28 protein-coding genes are annotated in these 24,583 nt (G+C 65.4%); 7 read left to right on the forward strand and 21 right to left on the reverse strand.

Features of this window, described 5'->3' with window-relative positions; genetic code table 11:
* Positions 1 to 143: 143 nt before the first annotated feature.
* Positions 144 to 1,274, reverse strand: a complete 1,131-nt coding sequence (locus tag QCE62_RS26645; RefSeq protein ID WP_309925003.1) for an acyltransferase — start codon at positions 1,272 to 1,274, stop codon at positions 144 to 146.
* Positions 1,275 to 1,527: 253 nt separating this feature from the next.
* On the opposite strand from QCE62_RS26645, the gene QCE62_RS26650 reads away from it, so the two are divergent.
* Positions 1,528 to 2,649: an acyltransferase gene (locus tag QCE62_RS26650; RefSeq protein ID WP_309925004.1), complete on the forward strand. Its 1,122-nt coding sequence runs from the start codon at positions 1,528 to 1,530 to the stop codon at positions 2,647 to 2,649.
* Between the two features lie 73 nt (positions 2,650 to 2,722).
* Here QCE62_RS26650 and QCE62_RS26655 read toward each other — a convergent pair whose 3' ends face one another.
* A complete protein-coding gene (locus tag QCE62_RS26655) occupies positions 2,723 to 3,439 on the reverse strand; it encodes a DUF899 family protein (protein WP_309925328.1) in 717 nt (238 codons plus the stop codon).
* A gap of 30 nt (positions 3,440 to 3,469) precedes the next feature.
* The gene (locus QCE62_RS26660; protein WP_309925330.1) at positions 3,470 to 4,129 is read right to left on the reverse strand and encodes a glutathione S-transferase family protein; all 660 of its coding nucleotides are present in this window, start codon (positions 4,127 to 4,129) and stop codon (positions 3,470 to 3,472) included.
* Between the two features lie 618 nt (positions 4,130 to 4,747).
* On the opposite strand from QCE62_RS26660, the gene QCE62_RS26665 reads away from it, so the two are divergent.
* Both QCE62_RS26665 and QCE62_RS26670 read left to right on the forward strand, forming a co-directional pair.
* Positions 4,748 to 4,900: a hypothetical protein gene (locus tag QCE62_RS26665; protein ID WP_309925005.1), complete on the forward strand. Its 153-nt coding sequence runs from the start codon at positions 4,748 to 4,750 to the stop codon at positions 4,898 to 4,900.
* Positions 4,901 to 4,970: 70 nt separating this feature from the next.
* Entirely contained in the window at positions 4,971 to 5,678 is a 708-nt protein-coding gene (locus QCE62_RS26670; RefSeq protein ID WP_309817824.1) for an MgtC/SapB family protein, read from the forward strand.
* A gap of 4 nt (positions 5,679 to 5,682) precedes the next feature.
* On the opposite strand, the gene QCE62_RS26675 is transcribed toward QCE62_RS26670, so the two are convergent.
* Positions 5,683 to 6,387, reverse strand: a complete 705-nt coding sequence (locus tag QCE62_RS26675) for a glutathione S-transferase C-terminal domain-containing protein (protein WP_309925332.1) — start codon at positions 6,385 to 6,387, stop codon at positions 5,683 to 5,685.
* Positions 6,388 to 6,564: 177 nt separating this feature from the next.
* Between QCE62_RS26675 and nudC the strand changes: the two genes are divergently transcribed.
* Positions 6,565 to 7,488, forward strand: coding sequence for an NAD(+) diphosphatase (gene nudC / locus QCE62_RS26680; RefSeq protein ID WP_309925006.1), 924 nt, complete (start codon positions 6,565 to 6,567; stop codon positions 7,486 to 7,488).
* A 112-nt stretch (positions 7,489 to 7,600) separates the two neighbouring features.
* Positions 7,601 to 8,185, forward strand: a complete 585-nt coding sequence (locus QCE62_RS26685; RefSeq protein ID WP_309925007.1) for a histidine phosphatase family protein — start codon at positions 7,601 to 7,603, stop codon at positions 8,183 to 8,185.
* Here QCE62_RS26685 and QCE62_RS26690 read toward each other — a convergent pair.
* From QCE62_RS26690 to QCE62_RS26725, 8 genes are all read right to left on the reverse strand, one after another.
* Entirely contained in the window at positions 8,182 to 8,913 is a 732-nt protein-coding gene (locus QCE62_RS26690; protein ID WP_309925009.1) for a ribonuclease activity regulator RraA, read from the reverse strand. The genes QCE62_RS26685 and QCE62_RS26690 overlap by 4 nt on opposite strands.
* A gap of 7 nt (positions 8,914 to 8,920) precedes the next feature.
* Positions 8,921 to 10,654 (reverse strand): L-arabinonate dehydratase, encoded by a 1,734-nt coding sequence (araD, locus tag QCE62_RS26695; RefSeq protein WP_309925010.1) that lies wholly within the window; start codon positions 10,652 to 10,654, stop codon positions 8,921 to 8,923.
* A gap of 33 nt (positions 10,655 to 10,687) precedes the next feature.
* Entirely contained in the window at positions 10,688 to 11,359 is a 672-nt protein-coding gene (locus tag QCE62_RS26700; protein WP_309925011.1) for a MarC family protein, read from the reverse strand.
* A gap of 110 nt (positions 11,360 to 11,469) precedes the next feature.
* The gene (locus QCE62_RS26705; protein WP_309925013.1) at positions 11,470 to 11,931 is read right to left on the reverse strand and encodes a hypothetical protein; all 462 of its coding nucleotides are present in this window, start codon (positions 11,929 to 11,931) and stop codon (positions 11,470 to 11,472) included.
* A 13-nt stretch (positions 11,932 to 11,944) separates the two neighbouring features.
* Positions 11,945 to 12,286 carry a hypothetical protein gene (locus QCE62_RS26710; RefSeq protein ID WP_309925014.1) on the reverse strand — a complete coding sequence of 114 codons (342 nt, stop codon included), beginning with the start codon at positions 12,284 to 12,286 and terminating at the stop codon, positions 11,945 to 11,947.
* Between the two features lie 107 nt (positions 12,287 to 12,393).
* The gene (locus tag QCE62_RS26715) at positions 12,394 to 13,152 is read right to left on the reverse strand and encodes a flagellar regulator YcgR PilZN domain-containing protein (protein ID WP_309925015.1); all 759 of its coding nucleotides are present in this window, start codon (positions 13,150 to 13,152) and stop codon (positions 12,394 to 12,396) included.
* A 212-nt stretch (positions 13,153 to 13,364) separates the two neighbouring features.
* A complete protein-coding gene (locus QCE62_RS26720) occupies positions 13,365 to 14,345 on the reverse strand; it encodes a hypothetical protein (RefSeq protein ID WP_309925016.1) in 981 nt (326 codons plus the stop codon).
* A 226-nt stretch (positions 14,346 to 14,571) separates the two neighbouring features.
* On the reverse strand, positions 14,572 to 15,657 hold the full coding sequence (locus tag QCE62_RS26725) for an alpha/beta fold hydrolase (protein ID WP_309925017.1): 1,086 nt from the start codon (positions 15,655 to 15,657) through the stop codon (positions 14,572 to 14,574).
* A 189-nt stretch (positions 15,658 to 15,846) separates the two neighbouring features.
* On the opposite strand from QCE62_RS26725, the gene QCE62_RS26730 reads away from it, so the two are divergent.
* Positions 15,847 to 16,284 (forward strand): DUF2000 domain-containing protein, encoded by a 438-nt coding sequence (locus QCE62_RS26730; protein WP_309925019.1) that lies wholly within the window; start codon positions 15,847 to 15,849, stop codon positions 16,282 to 16,284.
* Between the two features lie 2 nt (positions 16,285 to 16,286).
* Here the strand turns inward: QCE62_RS26730 and QCE62_RS26735 are convergent, their stop codons facing one another.
* Positions 16,287 to 17,114 (reverse strand): AraC family transcriptional regulator, encoded by an 828-nt coding sequence (locus QCE62_RS26735; RefSeq protein ID WP_309925021.1) that lies wholly within the window; start codon positions 17,112 to 17,114, stop codon positions 16,287 to 16,289.
* 7 nt (positions 17,115 to 17,121) lie between these two features.
* Positions 17,122 to 17,754 (reverse strand): TetR/AcrR family transcriptional regulator, encoded by a 633-nt coding sequence (locus QCE62_RS26740; protein ID WP_309925022.1) that lies wholly within the window; start codon positions 17,752 to 17,754, stop codon positions 17,122 to 17,124.
* A gap of 175 nt (positions 17,755 to 17,929) precedes the next feature.
* On the opposite strand from QCE62_RS26740, the gene QCE62_RS26745 reads away from it, so the two are divergent.
* Positions 17,930 to 18,202, forward strand: coding sequence for a hypothetical protein (locus tag QCE62_RS26745; protein ID WP_309925023.1), 273 nt, complete (start codon positions 17,930 to 17,932; stop codon positions 18,200 to 18,202).
* 35 nt (positions 18,203 to 18,237) lie between these two features.
* On the opposite strand, the gene QCE62_RS26750 is transcribed toward QCE62_RS26745, so the two are convergent.
* Genes QCE62_RS26750 through QCE62_RS26780 form a run of 7 tightly spaced genes read right to left on the reverse strand, consistent with a single transcriptional unit; the run spans position 18,238 to position 24,581 of the window.
* A complete protein-coding gene (locus tag QCE62_RS26750) occupies positions 18,238 to 19,527 on the reverse strand; it encodes an MSMEG_0569 family flavin-dependent oxidoreductase (RefSeq protein ID WP_309925025.1) in 1,290 nt (429 codons plus the stop codon).
* Between the two features lie 23 nt (positions 19,528 to 19,550).
* On the reverse strand, positions 19,551 to 19,835 hold the full coding sequence (locus tag QCE62_RS26755; protein WP_309925026.1) for an MSMEG_0570 family nitrogen starvation response protein: 285 nt from the start codon (positions 19,833 to 19,835) through the stop codon (positions 19,551 to 19,553).
* Positions 19,814 to 21,013, reverse strand: a complete 1,200-nt coding sequence (locus tag QCE62_RS26760) for an MSMEG_0565 family glycosyltransferase (protein ID WP_309925028.1) — start codon at positions 21,011 to 21,013, stop codon at positions 19,814 to 19,816. The genes QCE62_RS26755 and QCE62_RS26760 overlap by 22 nt, the downstream gene beginning before the upstream one ends.
* Entirely contained in the window at positions 21,001 to 21,951 is a 951-nt protein-coding gene (locus QCE62_RS26765) for a sll0787 family AIR synthase-like protein (protein WP_309925030.1), read from the reverse strand. Before QCE62_RS26765 ends, QCE62_RS26760 begins: the two co-directional genes overlap by 13 nt.
* Positions 21,948 to 22,508 (reverse strand): MSMEG_0567/Sll0786 family nitrogen starvation N-acetyltransferase, encoded by a 561-nt coding sequence (locus QCE62_RS26770; RefSeq protein WP_309925032.1) that lies wholly within the window; start codon positions 22,506 to 22,508, stop codon positions 21,948 to 21,950. The genes QCE62_RS26765 and QCE62_RS26770 overlap by 4 nt, the downstream gene beginning before the upstream one ends.
* 2 nt (positions 22,509 to 22,510) lie before the next feature.
* Entirely contained in the window at positions 22,511 to 23,581 is a 1,071-nt protein-coding gene (locus tag QCE62_RS26775) for an MSMEG_0568 family radical SAM protein (protein ID WP_309925334.1), read from the reverse strand.
* Positions 23,574 to 24,581, reverse strand: coding sequence for a Nit6803 family nitrilase (locus tag QCE62_RS26780; protein WP_309925034.1), 1,008 nt, complete (start codon positions 24,579 to 24,581; stop codon positions 23,574 to 23,576). The genes QCE62_RS26775 and QCE62_RS26780 overlap by 8 nt, the downstream gene beginning before the upstream one ends.
* Between the last annotated feature and the right edge of the window lie 2 nt (positions 24,582 to 24,583).

Here is a 24,583-nt window from a genome sequence, read left to right on the forward strand (position 1 = left end):
ACTCAATTCGGCGCACGATGCCTGGTCTCGCTCGTGTATGAAGATATAGTGCAGGAAGCATACCATTACTAAGGTTTGCCCGAATATGACAAACCCCTAGGTTCCAGGCGAAGTTAATGATTTTTTGCGCCAAGCAATATTCTTTAGCGAATAAGCGATCCCGGACGGGACTCGGGCGGTCTGTTTTCTTGTGCCGGACGACGATTCTTGAGCCGCAGAACGGGCTCTTCGATGAAACGCCAGGACAATCCGGCAAGCATCAGCGTTAGCAGAAACGAAGCGGCGAAGCTTGCCGCATGCGCCCATGCCGGCATGCCGGACGGACCAAACATCGCGGCCACCCGGGCGTTGCGGGTGAGGTCCGGCATGAAGCCGTGATAAAGATAGAAGCCATAGCTGATCTTCCCCAACGCCGCCAGCGGCTTCCATTCGAGACATGCCAGCAGCATGGCGCTCCGGCTGCACGCGACGGCGCACACCAGGGCCGCGATGCATGCGCCATAGGTCACATAGAGCGCGGTGAAGCGCAGCGGGTCCGTCATGCGCTCCCACGCCGGCTCGACGCCGCACATCAGCGCAATGCCTCCGGCCAGCGCCAGCGCCACCGGCAGCGAGCCCAGGCAGCGCCCGAGCGTGCCGTTACGGCGCACCCATGCCCCGCCGATGCCGCCAAGCGCGAACAGCCAGAAGTTCGCGAGCGGATGCGTGTAGATCACGATGCCCGGCGTCTGCGTCGCCTTCATCCATAACAGCGTGGCGACGCCCGCGACGAAGATCGCCCCGCAGATCCGCGAGTGCCATTTCGCGCCGATGGCCAGCAGCAGCGGCGCGAAGAACAGATAGAACTGCTCTTCGACCGACAGGCTCCACAGATGCGAATAGCGTCCGGGCCAGTAGTGCAGAACATCGGCGATCCAGAAATTGGACAGATAAGCGAAATGAAACGGCATGCCGCCCGCCAGTTCGGGACCGGCAAGGCCGACCGTCATCAGGAGCGTCAGCGTGACGAGCAGCAGGTAGTAGACGGGGAAGATCCGCAGCGTGCGCCGGAAGAGGAAGCGCTTGAGTTCGGCGATGAACGAACTTGCGCCGGCATCGATGCGCCCCCGTTGCTTCGTCAGGATATCCGCGATCAAAAAGCCACTGAGCGCGAAAAAAATCCACACACCGAGGTGTCCAAGGCCGCTGTCTGCCGCCATGGCCTTGTGGTGGATGAAGACCAGCAGGACGGCAAGCGCGCGCAGGCCGTCGAAGCCGCGAATTCTTTCGTTCATGAGTGCGCCCGGTCGATGATGTCAGACGCGGCCGTCAAGGCCGCTTCGCGAGCGCCCTATGCTAATTCGTGCAAAACGGGAAAAAAATCCTTGGCGAATTTCTTTAGCTCGCAAGGCAAGCGTCTTAGCGCCCGCCTTGAAATATTTTTTAACGCCTTGAGTGATTTTCTTTGCAAAGTTTTTAACGGAGACTCGATCCCCTCAAGCCGGCACGCGCAGGACGCCCGCCATACACTCATTGAAAGGTTTTTTGATGAAAAATCATGTTCAGGAGCTGACCGGATTGCGCTGTGTCGCGGTAATGATGGTGGTCATGGGTCATGCGCAGCACATGATTCCGGGCGGCTATCGCGGCGCGCTCGCGCCTTTGCGCCTTTTCTCGGACGGGCGTCTCGGCGTGATGATTTTTTTCGTGCTCAGCGGCTATCTGATTACCGGCATCCTGAAGGCCGAATGGCAGGCCAGCGGCACCTTGCGCCTGGTGCCGTTCTATATGAAACGCGCGCTGCGCATCTGGCCGGCGTTCTATACCTACCTTGCCGTCATTGCGCTGCTGTCGTTCGCCGGGATCGTTGATGTCGATCCCAGCCAGTTCGCGGTCGCCGCGCTGCATGTCTGGAATTTCTCCGGCGTCGCCGGCATGAGTTCGATCAACGCGCTTCACCCCGACGGCGCCTGGTATCTCGGCCACTTCTGGACCCTCGCGCTCGAAGAGCAGTTCTACTGGTTCTGGCCGCCCTTGCTCCTTTTCATTCTCGGACGCGGCAGCCAGCGTGCGCTGATCGCCCTGCTCGTGCTCGTGCCGCTCGTCAGGATCGGCACGTACTTCGCGTGGCCGGCCCTGCGCGGGCAGTTGAGCATGATGCTGCACACCGGTATCGATCCGATCCTGATCGGCTGCTTCGTCGCCCTGAATCGCGACGCGCTGAAAGCGCGCGTCGCGGCGCTGCCGTGGGGCGCGCTGCTTCCGTCCGCCGCGGTCCTGCTGCTGCTCTTCGGCATGCCCTTGCTGCATGAGCGGCTCGGCGGGCTCTGGAGCGCAACCTACGGCGCAACGGTGGAAGCGGCGCTGGTCGGCTTCGTGATCGTCGTGCTGATATCGCGCAAGGCGTTCTGGTTCTCGCGCCTGCTGCGCAGCGCACCGTTCTTCTATATCGGCACGATCTCGTTCAGCCTGTATCTGTGGCAGCAATTGTTCAGCGACATCCACTCGCCGGTGGCGTACCGCTTTCCGCTGGGCATCGTCGGCGCGCTGGTTGCGGCGAGCCTCAGTCATGTGCTGATCGAAACACCCTTCCTGCGCCTCAAGGATCGCCTGACGATGCGCAAGCGCGTCGACGTGTATCCGTCCGCGCAGGCCGAGGGATCGAAATGAGTGCTGCGCTCCGACGCCGGCAGGACGTTTCGTGCACAGCCGCTGCCGGCGCCGCTCATGGTCACGATTGCGCTTATTCGCGCGGCCCGTAATCCAGCTTCGGATACCAGTCCTTGCCGCGTCCTTCGGGCGTCATGTCGAGCACGTTCCACAGCGGCATCAGATCCGGCGCGCCGCGCGGATCCTCACCGGGATCGACGGTAGCGAAATCCATCTCGCCGCTCCAGAACTGGCGAATCACGCCTTCGCGCCGGGTGAACACATGGAGCGCGGGTTCATCGCCGCCTTCCTTCGACACCGCGAAATAATCCCGGCTGAACGCGCCGTTCAGGTCCGAGAAGAGACGCAGGTCGCGCCAGCCGCGCTCCTGCGCGAACGCGGCGAGCCGCGCATACGGCGAACGCGCGATCACCGCGAGCGCGATCCGCTGGCCCATGTCGCGCGCCTCGCCCTCCCACGCGGACAGCAGCGACGTGCACATCGGACAGGGCCGTTCGCGTTGCGGCCCGAACATCCAGCTATAGGTGACGAGCGTGTCCTTGTCGCCGAACAGCGCGGCGAAATCCACGGCGCCTTGCGCGCCTTCGAAGCGATAGTCGCCCTTCACTTCGCCGCCCGGCGGCAATGCCCGGCGTAGCTGCGCGACACGCTCGATCTGCCGCCGCAGCTCGATCTCCTCAGCCAGCAGCGCGGTGCGCGCCCGCCGATACTCGGCGCTTTCGTTGGGAATCCGCATGGTGGCGCGCTGCGCGAGTTCAGCCGCGGGAACGAGTGTGCTTGCCGTGCTCATGTCGCTCATATCGATCTCCTTGTCAGTGAATCAGTCGCGATCCGGCGCGCCGAGCGGGAACAATCCCCGATACGGCCGCGCTTCCTCTACCGCGCGCGCAAACGAAGGCCGCGCCAGCAGCCGCTTGCGATACGCAATGACGTTCGCAAACGCAGCATCGATGCGATGCACCCAGTCTGCGTAGAACAGGAACGGCGCGGCGCCGCAATCGGCGAGAGTGAAAGCATCACCCGCCGCCCATTCGCGCGATGCCATCAGGCGGTCGAGATACGCATACGACGTGTCGAGCATCGCGCGGGCATCGGCGACGCCGCGCGCATCGTGCTCGTCCGCGGCCCGCATGGCGTCGAAGACGATCTTCTGCTGCGGCGTCGCCACGTAGTTGTCGAAGAAACGGTCCAGCCAGCGCACCTCCAGCGCGGCGCGTGGATCGGCGGGAAGCAGCCGCACCGGCCCAGGATGAAAGCATCCCAGATATTCGATGATCACCGTCGCTTCCATGACCGGCCGGCCGTCGTCGACGAGCAGCGGGAAGCGCTTCATCGGCCAGAATTCGACGAGCTCGCGCATGGACTGCGGACGCTCCGGCGTCAACGCGCAATAGTCGAAGGCCGTGCCGTTCTCGTACAGCGCGGTCAGTGCCTTCTGGCAATAAGAAGAGAAAGGATGGGCATACAGTTGCAGGGTCATCGGCTGTGTCTCCAGGCAGTTGGGCATGCTTACTCCTACGACGAGCATGCCGCGCCGCAATCGACATCGTTTTGGAATATTTTGTGATGCAGCGCAGCGCTGAAGCTTGCGTTTCGCCGCGTCCGCCATGCTGCTCAACGCACATAGCCATTCATGCGTGGCAGCGATCCGGGTTGACCGACGTCATGAGCCGCGACTAGAATCGCCCAACTTCAAAAAGCCCAAGGTGATCCTTTGGATACCTGCAGTAGTCGATCATCGATCTGTTTCGCCGCCTGACCGCAGGACGCCGCTCCCCGCTTTTCTTCAAGCTCAGCCGCCGTCTTGCCATCAGGCAGACGGTGCGCGTCGCAGTTTTTCTCCTCGTGCACCCATTCGTCAGCGCCACCGGGCGTGATATCGCGACTCGCGCATAGCGCGCGTCGCCGTATCGCTTCGCGTGCGCTTGCGTGCGCCGCTCCTGCGTCCGTCGCGGGACTGAGCGCGCGCGTAGTCATCCTTCACGGATTGCCGTGCCCCAATGCGGGCCGGCATCCGCGAGGCCGCTCGTCGCGAGCGTTTGCCCTGGCGATCCCTCGGACCGCCGCTACGCGCCAGCCATGGCGCCCGGAGAAAACCATGAACCTGCTGCTGCTTTCGGACCTGCCGCGCGTCGAGGAATCCCGTCCGCATTACGACGCCATGCTCAACCTCGAACCCCGGGAAACGCGCTACCGGAAGCTGGCGCGGTTCTTCCGGCGCCTTACATCGCGCCTGTTCCGGCGCGCCTAGTCACGCCACCGACACGCACGCGTGCGATGCTTGCCGGTTTGTTCCCGGAAAGCACCCGGCCTTCTGACCGATGCATCTCGATTTCACCCTGCGCCTGCTGGCCGCGTTCGCCTGTGGCGTCGCCATCGGACTCGAACGGCAGCTGCGCCAGCGCACCGCCGGCCTGCGCACGATCACGCTCGTCGCCAGCGGCGCCTGCCTGTTCGTCACGCTCGGCGTGCTGACGGGCAACGGCGTCGCGGGCGTCACGCAGATCGCCGCGTATGTGGTGTCGGGCGTCGGCTTTCTCGGCGGCGGCGTCATCATGCGCGAGAAAGGCTCGGTGCAGGGCATCAACACGGCGGCGACGCTATGGTGTTCGGCGGCCGTCGGCGTGTTGTGCGGGTCGGGGCACTACGGGCCAGCCATCGAAGGCACGGGCATCGTGCTCATCACCAACACCGTGCTGCGCGAAGTCAGCCGCATGATCAACGCGACGCCGGTCTCAAGCGCCGACCTCGTGCGTGAATATGTGCTGACGGTCATCGGACGGCAGGAAGACGAAATTCATATCCGCACCCAGCTGTCGAATGCCATGGACGCGCAGCCGCTCTCCTTCCTGAGCCTGACGAGCGAAGACATCGAAGACGCGCCGCCGCGCGTGCGCGTGACGGCGACCGTGCGCATGCATCCGAAGGATCAGGCCCGGCTCGAACGCATGGCGAGCCGCATGAGCATGGAGCGCGGCGTGTCGAGCATCAGCTGGTCGGGCAAGAGCGTGGAGACGGCGCCAGAATGATCGATTATGGCGAGCGGCTCTGTCCCATGCGTTCGCGCATCGCGTGACAGTGTTCGACGAGCCGCGCCTGCGCAACGACGAAACGCTTGAGCGGCGTATCGATGTCATAGAACAGGATGTTCGCGACAAAGCCGTACACGGCGGCGTCGATGCTGGCGGGCGTGGCGCCGAACATGAAGGGTCCGTCCGCCAGCAGGTTCGTCACCGCCTGCAAGTCGCCGATGCCACGCGCATACGCATCATCCGGCTCATAGCGGCCGATCCCCTGATACCGATAGCGCTCGAAATTGTATTGCCGCGCGTGCTCCAGCACGTCGGGATCGGCGTCCGGCAGCGCCGCCAGCAGCGCGGCGCGGAACAGCGGCCAGTAACGGTCGTCGCGCCAGCGCGAATAGGACATCACCCAGTAGAGATCGTCGAGCGTGCGGCGGACCAGCAGGTCGAGATCGTGTTGCAGGGGCGTCAGCGGGTCGTCGAGCGTCAGCGCGTAGCGGCGCTTCAGATGCGCGACGATGCTGTCGCTGTCGCCGATGGTTGCGTCGTCGTCAACGAGATACGGCAACTGGCCGCGCGGCGCAACGCTCGTATCGATCACATGACGATGCTCGAAGGGCAGGCCTGAAAGCTTCAGGAACGCGAACACCTTCAGTCCGAACGGGTTGTTGTCTTCCAGGCCGAACAGCCCGGGATACGAATAAAGCGTGATCATCGGCGTCTCCGCATACGGCTCGGGCAGGTGGACGGGCCGCCAGGCGACGCCCTGCACGGACGCGCCAAGTCCGCTACGATGCCTGACTGGCCTTGCCGCTTCCCGTCCCATGGACGCACGGCTCGCGGCATGCTCCGCTCCCCGCGCGCACTACGCACAACACGCTCGAAAAATACTATGCCCACGCCGCCTCATGCCATCGGTTTTACACTCGATCCGCTCGACCGCGTGTCGGAGAAGCGTGACGATGACGCCTTCGTCGCCACCCTGCGCGACGATCCCGCCACGCGCTTCCTGCTGTTCGTGAACAACGTGCCGCTCTTCAAGCGCGCGAACGGCCACGATCCCTTGTTCGATGCCCGCGAAGCCGCGCGGCTGGGCACGCCGCTGCAAAGCGTGTTTCTCGGCCGTGAAGCTGACCGGCGTTCGCTGTTCGCGCTGTCGTTCGAAGAAGGCGCGGCGGGTCTGGCGGGCGACGGCGTCGAAGCGGTCGAACTGCGTCCGGTCGCCATGCAGGGCCTCGTCCCGCCGCCAATGATCAGCGCCCTCGGCGAAGCGCGTTCGATGCTTGACTGGCATCGCCGCCACGGCTTCTGCGCCAACTGCGGCCAGCCGACCGATTCCGCCGGCGCCGGCTGGCGGCGCATCTGCGGCCATTGCCATGCGCAGCATTTTCCGCGCGTCGATCCTGTCGTCATCATGCTCGTGACGGACGGCGAACGCTGCCTGCTCGGGCGTCAGCCGCAGTTCCTGCCCGGCATGTATTCGGCGCTGGCGGGTTTTATCGAACCGGGCGAGACCTTCGAGCACGCGGTCTATCGCGAAGTGCTCGAAGAAGCGGGCATCCGCTGCACGGACGTGCGCTATTACGCGTCGCAGCCCTGGCCGTTTCCGTCGTCGCTGATGATCGGCTGCTTCGCGCGCGCGACTGAAACGGAGATCGTCGTCGATCAGAAGGAACTCGAGGACGCGCGCTGGTTCACGCGCGCCGAAGTGGCCGGCATGCTCGACGGCACGCATCCGCAAGGGCTTTCGGCGCCCAAGCCGTTCGCCATCGCGCATCACTTGCTGAAGGCTTTCGCCGCCGGCGAGCTGGACTGAGCGGCGGGCAGGTTCGCGGCGCGCGCCGGGCGTTCGGTGCAGAATGCGCGAGGCTGCGGCGCGCCTGTCAGAGGCGTGCGCGACGATATTAATCAGACACCGGGTGAACGACATGAACGTGAAAGACGGCGTCCAGATCTGGCTGATCAGGCATGGCGAAACAGAATGGAGCAAGTCGGGCCAGCACACCGGCACCACCGATATCGCGCTGACCGACGAAGGCCGCAAACAGGCGGCGGCGCTGGCGCCGGTCCTGGCGTCGCAGCCTTTCGATCTCGTGCTGACCAGTCCGATGAGCCGCGCCATCGAAACCTGCAAGCTTGCCGGGCTCGGCGAGCACGCGCAGGTCGAACCGGAGTTGCACGAGTGGAACTACGGCGTCTACGAAGGCCGCAAGACGCCGGATATCCGCCAGGAGATTCCGGACTGGTCGGTGTGGACCTCGCCCATTCCGCAAGGCGAGAATCTCGCCGATGTCGGCCGGCGCGCGCAGACGCTCATCGACAAGCTGCTCGGCACCGGCGCGCGCCACATCGCGCTGTTCTCGCATGCGCATTTCTCGCGCGTCTTCGGCGCGCAATGGGCGACCGGTTCGCCGTCACTGGGCGCACATCTGACCATGGACACCGCCGCAATGAGCGTGCTCGGCTTCGAGCGCGACGTGCGCGCCATCGTCAAGTGGAATCTGCTGCCCTAGCCGCGCTGTTCACGCCATTCGCGATACGCGGCGAGTGTCAGCTCGTCGGGCGGATAGGTGCCGCGTAGCACCGCGCCGTCCGCCACGCGCGCCGCGAGGAATTCTTCCAGACGTTCCTGCTCGGCCGCATCCCGCGCGACCTCCTCGGCCATGTGACGCGGCACGATCACGACGCCGTCCACATCGCCGACGACGATATCGCCCGGATACACCGCCACGCCGCCGCAGGCCACCGGCACGTTCATGTCCACGGCGTGATGCTTCGCGAGATTGAGCGGCGCGCTCGCGCCCGCGCAGAACAGCGGCAGGCCGATATCGCCGATCGTGCCGCTGTCGCGTACGCAGCCGTCCGACACCATGCCGGCGACGCCGCGCACCTTGAGACGCATCGTGAGGATCGATCCCGTCGACGCAACCGCGCGCTCGCCGCGGCAATCCTGCACCAGCACGCTGCCGGGCGGCGCGCTTTCGACCGCCTTGCGCTGCGGATGATCCGGGTCCTGGAACACGCCGACGTGATCCAGATCCTCGCGCGCCGGAATATTGCGCAGCGTGAACGCCGGGCCGACCATGTTCGGCGCGCCGATCGCGGGTTTCACCAGCGGCGCGACGCCTTGCAGGAAGACATTGCGCAGGCCGCGCTTGAAGAGCTGGGTCGTGAGCGTCGCAGTGCTGACATGGCGCAGCAGGTCGAGCGTTTCGTCTGAAATGGCGATGGTCTGGGTCATGGCGGGATCAGTGAATTTCGGGTTCGTCGGGGGTGGCGGGCTGGGATTCGAGGAAGTCGAAGTCGCAGCCCTTGTCGGCCTGGGTCACGTGCAGTTGATGCATCACGCCGAAACCGCGCTCGAACGGCCGCTTCGGCGGCTGCCACGCGGCCCGGCGCGCGGCCAGTTCGTCGTCGCTTACCGCGAGATGCAGGCGCCGCGCCGGCACGTCCAGTTCGATCACGTCGCCGTCGCGCACCAGCGCCAGCGGCCCGCCGACAAACGATTCCGGCGCCACATGCAGCACGCAGGCGCCATAGCTCGTGCCGCTCATGCGCGCATCGGAGATGCGGACCATGTCGCGCACGCCCTGCTTCAACAATTTTTGCGGGATCGGCAGCTGGCCCCACTCCGGCATGCCCGGCGCGCCCACCGGCCCCGCGTGCTGCAGCACGATCACCGAATCGGCGCCGATGTCGAGCGTTTCCTCGTCGATGCGCGCGGCCATGTCGGCGTAATCCGCGAACACCACCGCCGGGCCGCGATGCCTGAGCAGGCGCGCTTCCATCGCCGCCGGCTTGATGACCGCGCCATCCGGCGCGAGGTTGCCCGTCAGCACCGCAAGGCCGTCGCGCGGCACGAGCGGGTTGTCGCGGCGGCGGATCACGTCGTCGTTGAAGATCTCCGCATCCGCGATGTTCTCGCCCAGCGTGCGGCCATTCACCGTGCGCTGCGTGCCGTCGATCAGCGGGCCCAGCTCCGCCAGCAAGGCCCGCAAACCGCCCGCGTAGAAGAAGTCTTCCATCAGGTACGCGCCCGCCGGCCGGATGTTGCCGAGCACCGGCGTCACGCGCGCCAGTTCGTCGAAACGGGCGGTCGTGAGCGGCACGCCCGCGCGCCGCGCCATCGCCACCAGATGCACGATCGCATTGGTCGAGCCGGACAGCGCCAGCACCGTCGTCACTGCGTTGTCGAATGACTTCGGGGTGAGCAGGTCGGACGGCTTCAGGTCGCTCCACACCATCTCGACAATGCGCTGCCCCGTCAGCGACGCGTGCTGCGCATGGCGCGAATCCACCGCCGGTATCGACGCGAAACCCGGCAAGGTCAGGCCGAGCGCTTCGGCGGCGCTGGTCATCGTCGAGGCGGTGCCCATCGTCATGCAATGTCCCGGCGAGCGCGCAATGCCGCTCTCGACGCCCTTCCATTCGTCCTCGCTGATCTTGCCCGCACGCAGTTCGGCCCAGTACTTCCACGTGTCCGAGCCGCTGCCGAGCGTGCGGCCCTGCCAGTCACCACGCAGCATCGGGCCCGCTGGCAGAAAGATGGCCGGCAGGTTCATGCTGATCGCGCCCATCAGCAGGCCGGGCGTGGTCTTGTCGCAGCCGCCCATCAGCACGCAGCCGTCGAACGGATAGGAGCGCAGGACTTCCTCCGCTTCCATCGCCAGGAAGTTGCGGTACAGCATGGTGGTGGGCTTCTGGAACGGTTCGGCGAGCGTCATCACCGGCATTTCGACCGGAAAGCCGCCCGCCTGCCATATGCCGCGCTTCACTTCCTCCACGCGCTGCCGGAAGTGCGTATGGCACGAGTTGATCTCGCTCCACGTATTGAGCACGCCGATGACCGGCTTGCCCAGATAGTCCGACGGGTGATAACCCATCTGCGCGGTGCGCGAGCGATGGCCGAACGACCGCAGATCGTTCACGCCATACCAGCGATGGCTGCGCAGTTCCTCCGGCTTCTTGCGATGCGTGGTCAAGCGCTGTCTCCTTTTGTTGCGGCGAACCTGCGTCTAGTGAAGTTTGAGCGGCACGGAGGCGAGCAGTTCGGAGAGTCCGAGCCAGAGAATCTGCACGCCGATGCAGAAGATCACGAAGGCGAACAGCCGCACGGCCACCTGCGTGCCGACCGTGCCGAGCAGCCGTTCCAGATGCCCGGCGAAGCGCACGCACACGTAGATGCTCGCGCACAGGATCAGCAAGCCGATGCCAACGCCCGCCAGATGCACCGGTTGCAGGCCCTGGCGCGGCGAGCCGGTGCCCAGCGCAATCGCGACGGCGATCGCGCCCGGTCCAACGGTAATCGGCAAGGTCAGCGGATAGAACGCCTTGGCGCGCAGGGACGCGCCGCTGCGCGGCTTGGGTGCGGTGTCGGCGGGATCGTCGGGGTCGGCGTCGGGGGCCTGGAGCAGCGTCCAGCCCGCCATCGCGACGACCAGCCCGCCCGCCACGCGCAGCACCGGTATCGAGATGCCGAAGAACGACAGCACATAAGCGCCGATCGACAGCGAAGCCAGCAGGATCGCAAAGCTGTTGATGGAAATGCGCCGGGCGAGTTCGGCGCGGTCGGCGTCGCCGATGTGCGGCAGCATGCTCAGCACGACGAGCGCGGTCGCCGGCGGGTTGATGATCGGGAACAGCCCGGCGACGATCACGAGAACCGTCTTGGCGAATTCGTTGAGCATGGGCGTCGTGGTCCGCGTGTGTGTTCGTTGTGAATCACGCTCGTGCAAGCCGGGACATTGTGCACGTCGAACCACGCGCTGCGCCAGACAAACGTCCGCCGCCGGAATACTCAGTCGAGATTGAAGGCGGTGATTTTCACGTCGGACTGCTTGCACGCCTTGTCGCGGCAGACGCCGCTGAACCAGATCTCGCCATTGCCGATCATCGCGCCCTGGTCGCGCACGAAGAGCGCCGCGTACTTTTGCTGCGCGACGATGTCGACGAGTTTCGGCGTGAAGATGGACGCATAGTGCGCGATGAACTCGCGCCGGGTGCGCAGCGTCATTTCCGTGCCCGCGCGATGCACCGCGACCGGATACGACACCAGCGCCGCGACGGCTTTGCTGTCGTTGGCCGCGACCGCGCGCTGCAAGCGGTCGAAGAACGCCCGATACGGCTCGTGCGCGCCGAACAGCGCGTCCATGCGGGCATCGACATCGGTTTCGGTCTGTGCGTCTTGCGCGAAGGTGGCGACGGGAAGCGCCAGCGCCGCCGCGAGCCCGATTCCGGCGAGAAGCCTGGTCCAGTTCATCGTGTCTCCGTGGTCAAGCGAACGGCGCCATGAGGACCAGCGCGCATTCGGTGAAAAACGAGCCGAGCCCCACGCCGATCAGCACGCGCGCGATGATCGTCCAGATGCGATTGTTCACGTTGCCGGCACAGCGCCACGCGAGCACGCACCACAGGAGATACAGCGCGGAACAGGCCGCGAACAGGCCCAGCATGCCGGGCCAGAACCAGACTGTGAGCAGCAGGAAGGATTCGGGAGAGAGACCGCCGGCCCAGAGGTCGAGATAGACGAACCACCACGCGAGGTGAATGGGCACGCCCAGCAACCACCAGATTTTCCAGAAGCGCTCTTCTCCGCGCCAGGCTCGACGAAGCATGCGTCGCGTGAGAGTGTAGGAGGCACGCATTTTACCAATGGATGCGTGCGGCGCCCGAAGCGGGACCCGAATGGTCGGATCAATCAGTCGACCAGTCAACCAGTCAATCAGGCCGACAGGCTGCGGCGCCGGGCTTCCATGCGCGTGATGAGCCGCTGCAAGACGCTTTCCGCCGCGCCCGAAAGCCGCGTGAAGCGAAAGCCGACGACATAACGCACATCGCCGCGCGGCGTGTTCACACTGCGCGGCGAGACGAGCTCGATGTCGATCGACAGGATGGTGCCCGGTCCCAGATGCAGCACGACGTCCTGGAACACGGTGCCGACCCCGGTTTCCGCGAGACGCGGCGCGTCCATGCGCAACGCGATGCCGCCCAGCGACAGGTCGTGCACTTCGTAGCGGAACGCTTCGCCATCGGCGAACGCGCCTTTGGCGTAGTAGGGATCGAGAATCGGCGTCGGCACGCGGAAGTATTCGCGGCGCTGGAAGTGATAGAGCTTCTCGGGAAACGAGACCTCGAAGGCCTGACGCCCTTCGTAATCGGCGGCGCGCGCCGCCTGCGTCGTGAACTCCACCCGCACGCCTTCGGGCGCGGCCTTGAAATACAGTTGCTTTGCTTCGAGCAGCGCGCGGTTGTCGGATTCGACGCCGCCCCAGTCGAACACGATGCGCGCCTCACGCGCGTCCACTTCGAGCAATTGAGTGACGATCTGCCCGTGTCCGCTGGTGACGGTGAGCATGTCGCGGCGCAACACGAGATTGCGCAGGACCACGGATATTTCGGCGGGGATGTGTCGCGCGAAGCGTTCGTGATCTTCGGCGAATTTCTCGATGTCGGATGTATGCGGCAATGACTCGGCGAGCATGATGATCCAATCTAGTTATCGGTGTTGAGACAGCGGACTGCATGCTACTGTGAAACCCTCATACGGCATATGGTGCACTAAAAAAAACGCGGCCAGAAGGCCGGTAACAAGTAGATTTCCACGCCAATTCAGCGTTTTGCGGCTGGCCAAGTTAGTTTCTTACTATTTGCTTTCCATTAAAAATAGGCCGGGCACCGTGCCCGGCCTTGGCTTCACATCAGCTTGTCGACTTCGCTGGTCAGCGCGCGGCGCCGCAACGGCGCGAGCGCCGCGCCAAGCCGTTCACCATGCGCTTCGGTGATGACGCGCCCGAGGATTTCGCCGAAACGCGGTTCATCGACGCCCGATATGATGTACTGCCAGCGATACGCGTCGAGCAGACCCGCATGCACGCGCGCTTCTTCATCGGACGACAGCGCGCGATCCAGTTGCGCGATGAAGTATTCCGCGTCGGCGGCGGCCTGCGCCTGCAACATGCCGTCGATCGCGCCAACCAGATCGATCAGGTCGCCAATGGCGGCGTCGCGTTCCGCCGCGCCGATGCGCGCGTCCTCGCGCATCCATTCCAGTTCGTCGATGATCGCGTGCTGCGATTCCTCCTTCCAGTGGAACAGGAAGATGTCCTTGAAAAGCGGCGACAGGCTGCTGTCGCTCTCCATGCTCTGCCGGTAATGCACCTGCGTAACGATCTCGATGCAGCACGTCAGCGCCAGGATCGACCAGGTGGACTTGCCGAGCACGAAGCGCGCGACATCGTCGGCATCCGGGACGAAGCGATAGCCGGGCGGCAGCGCCTCGGCCGCGAGCGCCTCCACGCGGCGGAACAGTTCCTGATGCTTCAGTTCCTCGTCGGTGAAGCGGACGATTGCTTCGAGCGCCGTCTGATCCGACAGCGCATGCTCGCGGCCGACTTCCAGCATCTTCGCGCCGATGAAGCGCTCGATCATGCCGAACATGTTCGCGTAGGTACGGCCCTGCACCTGCGACATCAGCCGGCGTTCGGACGCGCTCAGGAACGGCAGCCGGTACACCTCGCTGAGGCCGTGCGGCATGAAGGTATGGGCGGGATCGAAATGACGGCCGCGCAGCACGTCCTGATCGATATCCCAGCGGATGCGGCGGGACACTTCGATGCACTTCGCATAGCGCTGTTGCGTAGCGGGGTGCATTGCTTGCGGGGACATTTCTTTCATGACGGCGTTCATGTATGCGGACTCCGGATGATTCAGCGTCGATCAGGACAGGCGCGCGGCCTGGGGGAATGAACAGATCGGCTGATGGAATCGTCAATCGTCGCGTCTCCGTTCTGTGGAGCATTCTCGGCAGATGGACGCGGTCGCACATGAGGCGCAAGTCCCGGACGACGACCGGGAAAGGCTGCACCAGAGGCGGAAACCCGGGACCGGTGTCCCGGAACGGTCAGGCGGAGGGTGCGTCGAAGCCCGCGCGGCGCGCCAGCACGATGGCCTGCGCACGATTCTCGACCTCGAGCTTTGCGAAGATGCTGGTGATGTGATTGCGCACGGTCTTCTCGCTCAGCGTCAGACGCGCGGCAATCTGCGCGTTGTCGCGTCCGCCCGCCAGCAGTTCGACGATATCGCGCTCGCGCGGCGTCAGCGTCGCGAATGCGGGATCAGCCGGTGGCGTTGACGGCAGGAACGCCCGCACTTCGTCGCGCCAGCGTCGCCAGGCGGCATCGGTTTCCAGCACGAGATGGTTCTCGCTCTCCAGCGGCACGAAGCGCGCGCCGGGAATCTGGCCGGCGAGCAGGCGGCTTTCGTCGAAGGGCACGCGCGCGTCGCCGCTCGCATGCAGCACGAGCGTCGGACACTGCACTTGCGGCAGCAGGTCCACCACGTCGATCTCGTTGAAGACGCGCATGATGCGCGCCGCATTGCGCGGCGTGGTCGTGAGCCGTTCGAGTTCGTTGAACCAGTGATGCTGTTCCGGCGTGCCGCCCGGGATGAATTGCGTCGTGAAGAACTGGCGAAACGCGGGATTCTGCTTGCCCCAGCCCAGTTCCGCGAGCTTCACGAGCATTTCGGCTTCCTCTTGCTGCGCCGGATCGCGGGTGCGCTTGAGGCGTCCGCGCGCGTAACCGCCGTGCAGCACCAGATGCGTGACGCGCTCCGGATGCGCCACCGCGTAGGCAATCGCGATGGACGCGCCCTGCGAGATGCCCAGCAGCGGAAAGCGTTCGAGGCCGCTCGCGTCGACCACCGTTTCCAGGTCGCGCAGCCACGCATTGAAGGAGATTTCGCCGACGTCGCGGTCCGACAGGCCGCAGCCGCGCTGGTCGTAGCGGATCAGCGTATGACGGCCGCACAGTTCGACCATCAGATGGCTCCAGACCGGACTCGCAAAATCCAGTTCCAGATGACTGAGCCAGTTCGCGGCCTTGACGATCGGCGGACCCGAACCGCACATCGCGTAGGCGATGTGCACGCCGTCGCTCGCAGTGCAAAGGCGGATGTGCTGGCGGGGCGTGGGCGGGCGCGTCACCATCGTTCGAAAGTGTAAGTAGGGACACCATACAAGCACGAACGCCGCGCCGGACGCGCGACTGTTCATGCTTGCGCGTAATGGAATGGAAAGTCAAGAACGTAAGGCAGCGGACGGCGTGCAACAGGATTCAAGACCTGGCCGCATGCGGCGGGTCATGATCCGGGCTTTATCGATGAAAGAGGACTGTTCGTGACGGAAGCCAATCATTCGGATCAGCCGGTGCGCCCGCAGCGTTGCGTGATCGTGGTCGACCAGGACCTGCCCGCGGGCAAGGCGGCCAATGCAGCGGCCGTGCTGGCGCTGACGGTCGGGCAGCGCCATCCGGCGCTGGTCGGCGAAGCGCTCGTCGATGCCTCGGGCTGCGCGCATCCCGGTCTTATTCCAATCGGCATTGCGGTGCTCGGGGCGGATCAGGACACGTTGTCGGCGATCCGCGACAAGGCGATCGCCGCCGCGTGCGACGTCGTCACCTTCCCGGTGCAGGGACAGCAAACCACCGACTACGGCGCGTTTCGCGATGCCGTCGCCGGTGTCGTCACCGAGGAGCTTCGCTATGTCGGACTCGCGTTGATCGGCGATCGCAAGCCGGTCAGCAAGGCGGTCGCGAATCTCGGCTTGCTCAAATAGCGTCAGGTGCGCGTGGCCGTCTTGTATGCGCCCGGCGTCACGCCGAGCATGCGGCGGAAGGTGCGCGTGAGATGCGCCTGATCCGCAAAACCGGTGGTGGCGGCGATATCCGAGAGCGCGCCGCCGTGACGGATCATCTGCATCGCGCGGCGCACGCGGGCCTGGCGCTGGTATTCGTGCGGCGTCATGCCGGTTTCGCGGCTGAACGCGCGGAACAGCCGGAACGGCGGCAGTCCCGACGCCGCCGCGATCTCCTCCAGATGCAGTTGCTCGCCGATACGCTCGTCCAGGAAACGGCGCGCCGCCGCCACCGCGCGCGGTTCGCGCGGCGTGGCGGCGATTCCCGCGCCTTCTTTCAGATGCCGTCCAACGAGCCGCGCCGCGAACGCCAGATAGCGTTCGTCGCGTTGCAGCGACGGCCCGTGCACCTCGGACGAGCGATGCACGTCGAAGAGCGCCGCGCACAGCGCCGGATCGCGGATGATCGGCCCGACGACGCCGCCTGGACGTCCCGCCGCGCGCGCGTCGCCGGTGAGCGCGCGGAGATGCGCGACATCCACGTACAGCGTGCGCTGCGTCCAGCCGGCGTCGTCGACTGGCCAGCCCGCGTGCGGTTCGTCGGCGTCGATGGCGTACAGGTCGCCGCGCCGCGCGACGAACTCCGTGCCGCGCATGCGGATGCGGATCGCGCCGCCCGTCAGCAGCGCGAAGCAGGCGGTGTCGTGCGCGTGGACGTCGTAGGAAAAGTCAGCAAAACGCCCGCGCAACAGCTCCGCGCCGAGTTCGGGCGCGCGCCAGATTTGCGTGTCGGCTTTGGGCGTCGGCTTCATGAGGGGTTCAGCGCTTCGTGCGCAGCGGCAGCGTTGCAATGAATTGATCGATCGCGGCGAACAGCGCCGGCTTGCGCACGCCGTCCTGCGCCTGAATCGACAAACCGGCGAACAGCGTCATGCACAGCGCGGCGAGCGCCGGGACATCGGTGCGGGCGTCGAGTTCGCCGGATTCGACCGCGTGCGCGAGCCGCGCCGCGACCGTGCTCGCGACCTTGCGCCGGAGCTTCTGCAATTCGGCGCGCAACTGCGCGTGTTCCGCGCCCACCGACATCGCGCCGAGAAAAATCATGCAGCCACGAGGATGCGATGTGCCGGTGAACAATTCGGTGCTGGTGCGGAACATGGCCCGCAGGCCGTCGCGTACGGATTCATGCGCCTGCAGATTCCGCAGCGCCGCGCCGCCCTCTGAGGCGACATAGAGTTCGACGGCCTCGCGATACAGATCTTCCTTGCTGCCGAACGCTGCGTAGAGACTGGGGGAATTGATGCCCATGGCGTCCACGAGATCGGCCATGGAACAGGTGTCATAGCCCTTCGACCAGAACACTTCCATCGCGCTTCTGAGCGCCGTTTCACGGTCGAAGCTGCGCGGACGGCCGCGCGTCTTGAGTTGCGTTTGATTAGCCAGTGACGACATGTCTCGCTCCGCCGTATCAACCGGACTGCGCCGCGCGTCATTCCTGCGCACAGCGCAATTCTGAATTATGTGTCGATCATAACAAAATAACTGGACGTCGTCTCGTCCGGATGGTCAAATATCTGTGTCGATCGTTACATAATCAGCCGGTTTGAATTCTCAGGAGTGTGTCGTCATGAAAAAGTCCTTGTCCACGCTTGCCGTCGCGTTGCTGGTTGCAAGCCCGTTCGTTGCTGCGCCCGCTTTTGCCGAGAACAACGGCACGCCCGCGCCTTATTCCGTCTTCGTCGATCAACCGACCGGCTATACCTTCGTCAAGCTGCCCGGCGGATGGAAGTTCGTCGGCGCGGTGTCGCAGGAAGAAGCGCAGCATGTGCCTTCGAACGTGTTGACGTCGGTGCTGCCGGCCGAGTCCGTCCGGTCGATCAATACCGCTTCCTCGAAGTAAACCGCGTCGGGTTTGACGCGTCTTTCACGCGTCCTTCACGCGGCCACAATCGAGACGCTCTCCGGCACGGACGCCCGCTCGGCACTGATCGCATCGACGACATGCTGAGCATCGCGCGCGACGCCCGAGAAGCGTCCCGATCCCCACGTATGCAGCCACGGCAAGCCAACGAAGTAAAGCCCCGGCACCGCCGTCACCCCGCGCGTGTGCGACGGATAACCGCGGCCGTTGAACACCGGCGCGTCCAGCCAGCCGAAATCCGGCGTAAAGCCGATGCACCAGACAATCGACGTGATGCCGCTTGCCTGAAGGTCGAGTTCCGCGCGCTCTTCATGCGGTTGCCAGAGCGGCACGTACGGCGCTGCAAGCGGCGCCGCGATGCCATGCTTCGCGATGAAGCCGTCGATGCTCGCGTTGATGCGGTTATAGGTATCGTCCGCTTCGTCGAGGTTCTTGCGCAGGTTGGTCGCGAAGCGCAGCGTGCCGTCGCGGAAATCCTCCAGCCGCCCGAACAGTTCCATGCCTTCGAGCGCGAAGCGGCGCAAGTCGATATCGCGACCGCCATCGCGGCCCGTGACGTAGTGATTGGTGTTGTCGCGCACGCCTTCGCGCAGCGGATGATCGGTCACGGGCATGTCGTAATAGCGCATGTCCGCGAGCCAGTCCACCACGTCGCGGCCGCGATGGAAGCGCGCACAGCGCGGCGCTTCTCCCACGGCGAGATGCACCTTGCGGCCCGACAGATGCAGATCCTCGGCGATCTGCGCTCCGGACTGCCCCGAGCCGACGACCAGCACCGCGCCCGGCGGCAAGGCATCCGCATGCCGGTATTCCGACGACTGCACCTGCGCGATGCCTGGCGGCAAGCGCTCGGCCATGCGTGGCACGATCGGCGTGTGATAGCCGCCGGACGCCACCACCAGTTGATCGGCGGCGAAGTCGCCGCGCGTGCTTTTCACGTGATAGCGTCCGCCTGCATCGCGCGTCACGCGCGTGACTGCCGCGCCTTCCAGCACCGGCGCATTGACCTTCGCGATGAAGCCGTCGAGATAGGCGATGATCTCGTCCTTCTTCATGAAGCCGTGCGGATCCGCGCCCTCATACGGATGTCCCGGCAGCGCGCACTGCCAGTTGGGGGTCACGAGGCAGAACGTGTCCCAGCGCTGCGTGCGCCAGGTATGGGTGACGCTGTGCTTTTCCAGCACGAGATGATCGATCTTCGCCTGTTGCAGGAAGTGGCTGACCGACAGCCCGGCCTGCCCGCCGCCGACGACGATCACACTGACATGCTTCGGCGCAGCGCCGCCGGATTCGATGCTGGACATGGTGCATCCCCTGAACGAACAAGTTAATCGAGCGCGAGTACGGTGACCTGTGCTTCGTGCGCATCGTGGAAACGTCGTGCATCTGCTTCGATGCGTGCAAGCTGATCAAGCGCGGCGGAGCATGCGAATCCGTATTTCTCGCGCACGCGTTCGGAGCCGATGTGCAAGGCTTCGCGGGAACGGGCGACGAAGTCATCGACGGCATAGCGCTCGCCCGCCGTGAAGAACTCGCCGACGACGGTCGAAGGCGAATAGCAGTTGGCTTCCACGCCATCGGGCCAGCGGATCAGAAAATGCATGACGGGCATGGAGTGGCTCCGTTTGAAGGTTGATCGGTTTCGAGCCACGCGCGATAGAGGTCGAGATGACGCGCGGCACTCGCTTGCCACGTGAAGCGCCGCAACAGCGCGGGCACGGCTTGCACGAAGTCGATGCCGCTACTGCCCTCGAGCGCGGCGGCAATCGATGACGCGTCGTGTGGATCGGCGAACGTGCAGGTGCGCTCGTCGAGATACCCGGTGAAGGGCGCGATGCGTGAGACCACGACTGGCCGTCCGCTCGCCAGCGCTTCGAGCACCACCAGACCGAAGCCTTCGCGAAGCGAGATCATCGACACGACATCAGCGAGACGGAACAGCGCGGGCATCTCAGCGTCCGGCAGCGCGCCCGTGACGATCACCGGCGTGCCGCGCGCGCCGACCTCGAGTTCCAGCGCCGCCGCTCGCGCAAAAAAGCGGCGCGTGTAGTCATCGTGGTCGAGCAGACTGGCGCCGCCCGCCAGCACCAGTTGCGCGCCGGGCCAACGTGCGCGCAGCAAGGCGAACGCTTCGAGCAGCATCGACGTGTTCTTGCGTTCCTCGATTCCGCCCACCGCCAGCACAACCGGTCCTCCGCTCATGCCAAAGCGGTCGCGCAACGTATGCGTGTCAGAGTCGGCACAAACGCCGTAGCGCGTTCCGTCGATGCCGTTCGACACCGTGTGCGCCGTCACGCCATAGGTCGAGCGCATGATTTGCGTCCATGCGTCGCTGACGCAGAACACGGCATCCGCGTCCTGCCACGCGCGGCGTTGCCAACGGTCGAGTTGCGGGTCGTCGAAGTGGTCGAGGTGGTGCACCGTGCGCACGAAGCCACGAATCGTTCGCTCGTCCTTCAGTTCCGCCAGCGCATTCCCGCCGATGCTGTCCTGCGCATGCAGCACGTCGAAGCCGTCCGGATTGAGGTCTTCAAGCGCGAGCTTCAACGCGCGAAAGCGTTGCGCGACCATGCCGGTCAGCCCCTTCGCCTCGCCTTCGATGCGCGCCAACACGATCCGGCACGGCGACGCGCGAAACATCGACTCGCCCGGCCGTGCGGGTGCGAAAACCGTGACTTCGTGCCCGGCGTCGTGCAGCGCGCGCGCCAGTTCGAGCGTATGCACGACGCCGCCGCGCGGATTCACCGAATGCGTCAGCAGTCCAATTCGCAGTGCGTTCAGCGCGCGCATATGAACGGCTCCTCGCGGAGGTTCCACAGCAAGGCCGCTTCGTCGCCGCGCGTCACGACCACTTCGCGCGATGGGTCCACCTCGCCGATCACCGCGCTTGCGATATCACGCGATGCAAAGCGCGCGCGCACGTCGCCTACATGCTCCTTATGTACTGAAAGCACAAAGCCGAAGCTCGGAAACGCCGTGAGCCAGCGCTCGAAATCCACCTCCGGAGGACGCGGCACCGCATCGAGATCGATACGCGCGCCGGCATTCGAGCATTCGAGCAGCATCAGCGCCGTGCCGAGCGCGCCCGCCATGCTGATGTCCTTCGCCGCAATGCACAGCCCGTCTTCGGCCAACAATGGCAGCAGTTCGAAATCGCCCCTCGCGCGGCCTTCCGGCGCGCCCACCGATGCATTCCAGAACGGATACGGTTCCTCGAAACGCCCGCGCAGATCGACAGCCATGACGAGCGCATCGCCGGGACGGGCGTCGAAGCTGGTCAAGAGCCTGCGCGCACGCCCGACGATCGCCACCGCCAACTGCGCGCCTTCGCTGCGCACGTTGCTGTGTCCGCCGACGATGGGCACGCCATATACGCGCGATGCCGCCGTCATGCCCGCGAGCACGTCGCCCGCGGCCTGCGCGCTGCCGCTCCACAGCGCATCGACGACGGCGAGCGGGCGGCCGCCCATCGCGTAGATGTCGCTGACGTTCACCATGACGCCGCTGTAGCCGGCGAACCATGGCATCGTCTGGACGAAGTCGCTTACCAGACCTTCGATCGCGAACAGCAGGACGCCGTCGCCGTCGGGAATGGCGGCGCAATCGTCGCCGATGGCCACATCGCGCGCGCCTGCCGGCAAGTGCGCGAGCACGCGCGAGATATCGCTCTTGTGCTGAAAGCCCCGGCTTTCTCTTAACCGCTCGACCAATCCCGCCAGAGGCTTCACGGCAGCCTCCGCGCGAGCGCGACAAAACCGCTCTGCGGCGTGACGCACGGCGGATAGGCATCGAGTTGCGCGCGCATCAGATGATGAGCGCGGCCGAACAGCGTTTCCTCCTGCTGCGTGTCCCAGTGCAGCCGCCGGAACAGCGGCACGTTCTGCTCCTGGACATGCGCGAGGAACGTCTCGCAGCCGAGCGCATGCGCGCTCGACACGGCCAGCCGGATGAGCGTCGAGCCGATCTTGCCGTGCGAGCGGAATGCCGCATGCACCGCGAGCCGCGAACCGAGCCACACGCCCGGCTCGCGCTCGTGAATGCGCACCGTGCCGACGACCTGATCCGGCATGCCCGCGACACAGCTCAGCGCGACCAGCAACTGCGCACGCGTGTCGATCTCGTCGCGATCGTCGCCGACGAACACGCCCTGCTCGATGCAGAACACCGCGCGCCGCAGCTTGTACGCTTCCTCCGCTTCCCAGGGCAGCGTCGCCCATTTGACGCGGAATTCGACCGGCGTGTAGTCGAGATCGAGTGCATCGCCTTCAATGGCTTCGACGAACATGGTCAGGCCTCGTACGATGACAGCGATGAACACGCGCCGCATTTGCCGCAGCCAGCCTTGATGTCGGCGGAACGCATGCCGGCTTCGCCAAGCATCGCGCCGATGGGCGCCAGCACCGCACGCATGAACTCGGGCGCGGGCGCGGGATGATCTTCGAGCGGTGTGCCGCTGATCGGCACGAAGGGCACGACGAACGGATACACGCCGAGCGCGATCAGCTCGCGCGCCATCCCGACGATGTCCTCCGCGCTGTCGCCCAGTCCCGCCAGGATGTAGGTGCTCACCTGGCCGCGGCCGAACACCGCGACCGCCGCTTCGAACGCTTCCATGTAGCGCGTCACCGGCACCGTCGCCTTGCCCGGCATGATGCGCTCGCGCACGGCCGGCGTGACGGCTTCCAGATGCATGCCGAGCGTATCGATGCCGCTCGCCTTCATGCGCTCGAACCAGCGGTCGTCGTCGGGCGGCTCGCATTGCGCCTGGATCGGCAGATTCACGGCGGCCTTGATCGCGAACGCGCTCTCGCACAGCACCCGCGCGCCGCGATCGGGCGTCGGCGGTGTGCCGGTCGTCAGCACCATGTGCCTGACGCCGTCCAGCAACACCGCCGCGCGCGCCACTTCGGCAAGCTGCTCCGGCGTCTTGTGCGCAATCGTGCGGCCCGCCGCCAGCGACTGGCCGATCGCGCAGAACTTGCACGACTTGCGGCGGCTCTCATAACGGATGCAGGTTTGCAGCACGGTGGTGGCGAGCACATCGGCGCTGTGCAGCGTCGCGATATGCGAGTACGGCACGCCGTCGAGCGTCTGCATCGCGTAGAAACGCGGCGCTTGCGGAAAGCTGATGCTGGCGATCGGAATGGCGTTGCGCGTCAGCGCGCTGATGCCGTGCGCATCCGGCTGACCCGCGACGAACGGCGAATCCCATGCGCTGCTCGTATGCACGGGAACCATGATGGTCACGCCGTCCACCGTCACGGCCTTGTGGTCCGATGGCCCCGCGCCGCCGCGCCGGCTCGACACGCCCGCGCGCGGATCGACCAGCCGCAGGCCGGCCGACTGCAGTTCAGTCATCAGTTGCCGGCTCGATGCCGGCAGTTTCTCGCGGGCGTTCATCGTCGTGGATGTCCTTGAAAGAAGTGACGGGCGATGCCGGGCGATCGTTGATCGCGAGGCTCAGCAACTCGGGCCGCGCATAGTGGCCGACCGAATCCATCATGCGTTTGCGCTTCGTGATGAGCGCCATGTCGAGATCGGCGATCACCATGCCTTCGCCCTCGCGCAGCGGCTCGGCGAGATGCTGGCCTTCCGGCGACACGATCGCCGTGTTGCAGCCGCCGCGCAGCGCGCGTTGCAGGTTGGGATCGGGCGTGATGGCTTCGATCTGCGCGTCGGTCAGCCAGCCGGTCGCGTTGACGACGAAGCAGCCCGATTCCAGCGCGTGGTGGCGGATCGTCACTTCGATCTGTTCCGCGAAGATCGGCCCCACCAGCGAGCCGGGGAACTGGCTGCAATGGATCTCTTCGTGCTGCGTCATCAGCGCGTAGCGCGCGAGCGGGTTGTAGTGTTCCCAGCACGCCAGCGCGCCGACGCGTCCCACGCCGGTGTTCACCACTTTCAGGCCCGCCGCGTCGCCCTGGCCCCAGATCATGCGTTCGTGGAAGGTCGGCGTGATCTTGCGGCGCCTGAGGCGCAGCGTGCCGTCGGTATCGAAGATGAGTTGGGTGTTGTACAGGCTGCCGTGGTCGCGTTCGTTCACGCCCAGCACGACGACCATGTTGCACAGCCGCGCGTGCTCGGACACGGCCTGCGTGACCGGGCCGGGCACCACCACGGCCTGCTCGTACAGCTTCATGTGATCCGCGCCCGATGCCACCGGCGCGCGCACGAACGAGAAGTACGGGTAGTACGGCACGAAGGTCTCGGGGAAGACGATCAGCTGCACGCCCTGCGCCGCAGCTTCGTCGATGGCCGTGCAGACGCGGTCGAGCGTGCCGTTCGGGCGCTCGAAGTCCGGTGTGATCTGCACGGCCGCCGCGCGCACGATACGCGGTGTCGAAAGGGCATCGGGCATGA

Source organism: Caballeronia sp. LZ033 (genome assembly GCF_031451265.1).
In the GTDB taxonomy this organism is placed as follows: Bacteria; Pseudomonadota; Gammaproteobacteria; order Burkholderiales; family Burkholderiaceae; genus Caballeronia.

Excerpts from the sequence above, each read along its gene's own strand:
- nudC (WP_309925006.1), top strand. The coding sequence starts at position 6,565 with ATGCCCACGCCGCCTCATGCCATCGGTTTTACACTCGATCCGCTCGAC.
- QCE62_RS26710 (WP_309925014.1), bottom strand. The coding sequence starts at position 12,286 with ATGCTTCGTCGAGCCTGGCGCGGAGAAGAGCGCTTCTGGAAAATCTGG.
- QCE62_RS26745 (WP_309925023.1), top strand. The coding sequence starts at position 17,930 with ATGAAAAAGTCCTTGTCCACGCTTGCCGTCGCGTTGCTGGTTGCAAGC.
- QCE62_RS26690 (WP_309925009.1), bottom strand. The coding sequence starts at position 8,913 with ATGACCCAGACCATCGCCATTTCAGACGAAACGCTCGACCTGCTGCGC.
- QCE62_RS26700 (WP_309925011.1), bottom strand. The coding sequence starts at position 11,359 with ATGCTCAACGAATTCGCCAAGACGGTTCTCGTGATCGTCGCCGGGCTG.
- QCE62_RS26750 (WP_309925025.1), bottom strand. The coding sequence starts at position 19,527 with ATGTCCAGCATCGAATCCGGCGGCGCTGCGCCGAAGCATGTCAGTGTG.
- QCE62_RS26780 (WP_309925034.1), bottom strand. The coding sequence starts at position 24,581 with ATGCCCGATGCCCTTTCGACACCGCGTATCGTGCGCGCGGCGGCCGTG.
- QCE62_RS26665 (WP_309925005.1), top strand. The coding sequence starts at position 4,748 with ATGAACCTGCTGCTGCTTTCGGACCTGCCGCGCGTCGAGGAATCCCGT.
- QCE62_RS26685 (WP_309925007.1), top strand. The coding sequence starts at position 7,601 with ATGAACGTGAAAGACGGCGTCCAGATCTGGCTGATCAGGCATGGCGAA.
- QCE62_RS26725 (WP_309925017.1), bottom strand. The coding sequence starts at position 15,657 with ATGGTGACGCGCCCGCCCACGCCCCGCCAGCACATCCGCCTTTGCACT.
- QCE62_RS26645 (WP_309925003.1), bottom strand. The coding sequence starts at position 1,274 with ATGAACGAAAGAATTCGCGGCTTCGACGGCCTGCGCGCGCTTGCCGTC.
- QCE62_RS26675 (WP_309925332.1), bottom strand. The coding sequence starts at position 6,387 with ATGATCACGCTTTATTCGTATCCCGGGCTGTTCGGCCTGGAAGACAAC.
- QCE62_RS26735 (WP_309925021.1), bottom strand. The coding sequence starts at position 17,114 with ATGAAGCCGACGCCCAAAGCCGACACGCAAATCTGGCGCGCGCCCGAA.
- QCE62_RS26650 (WP_309925004.1), top strand. The coding sequence starts at position 1,528 with ATGAAAAATCATGTTCAGGAGCTGACCGGATTGCGCTGTGTCGCGGTA.
- QCE62_RS26740 (WP_309925022.1), bottom strand. The coding sequence starts at position 17,754 with ATGTCGTCACTGGCTAATCAAACGCAACTCAAGACGCGCGGCCGTCCG.
- QCE62_RS26655 (WP_309925328.1), bottom strand. The coding sequence starts at position 3,439 with ATGAGCACGGCAAGCACACTCGTTCCCGCGGCTGAACTCGCGCAGCGC.
- QCE62_RS26760 (WP_309925028.1), bottom strand. The coding sequence starts at position 21,013 with ATGCGCGCGCTGAACGCACTGCGAATTGGACTGCTGACGCATTCGGTG.
- QCE62_RS26770 (WP_309925032.1), bottom strand. The coding sequence starts at position 22,508 with ATGTTCGTCGAAGCCATTGAAGGCGATGCACTCGATCTCGACTACACG.
- QCE62_RS26775 (WP_309925334.1), bottom strand. The coding sequence starts at position 23,581 with ATGACTGAACTGCAGTCGGCCGGCCTGCGGCTGGTCGATCCGCGCGCG.
- QCE62_RS26705 (WP_309925013.1), bottom strand. The coding sequence starts at position 11,931 with ATGAACTGGACCAGGCTTCTCGCCGGAATCGGGCTCGCGGCGGCGCTG.
- QCE62_RS26715 (WP_309925015.1), bottom strand. The coding sequence starts at position 13,152 with ATGCTCGCCGAGTCATTGCCGCATACATCCGACATCGAGAAATTCGCC.
- QCE62_RS26755 (WP_309925026.1), bottom strand. The coding sequence starts at position 19,835 with ATGCCCGTCATGCATTTTCTGATCCGCTGGCCCGATGGCGTGGAAGCC.
- QCE62_RS26720 (WP_309925016.1), bottom strand. The coding sequence starts at position 14,345 with ATGAAAGAAATGTCCCCGCAAGCAATGCACCCCGCTACGCAACAGCGC.
- QCE62_RS26660 (WP_309925330.1), bottom strand. The coding sequence starts at position 4,129 with ATGACCCTGCAACTGTATGCCCATCCTTTCTCTTCTTATTGCCAGAAG.
- QCE62_RS26670 (WP_309817824.1), top strand. The coding sequence starts at position 4,971 with ATGCATCTCGATTTCACCCTGCGCCTGCTGGCCGCGTTCGCCTGTGGC.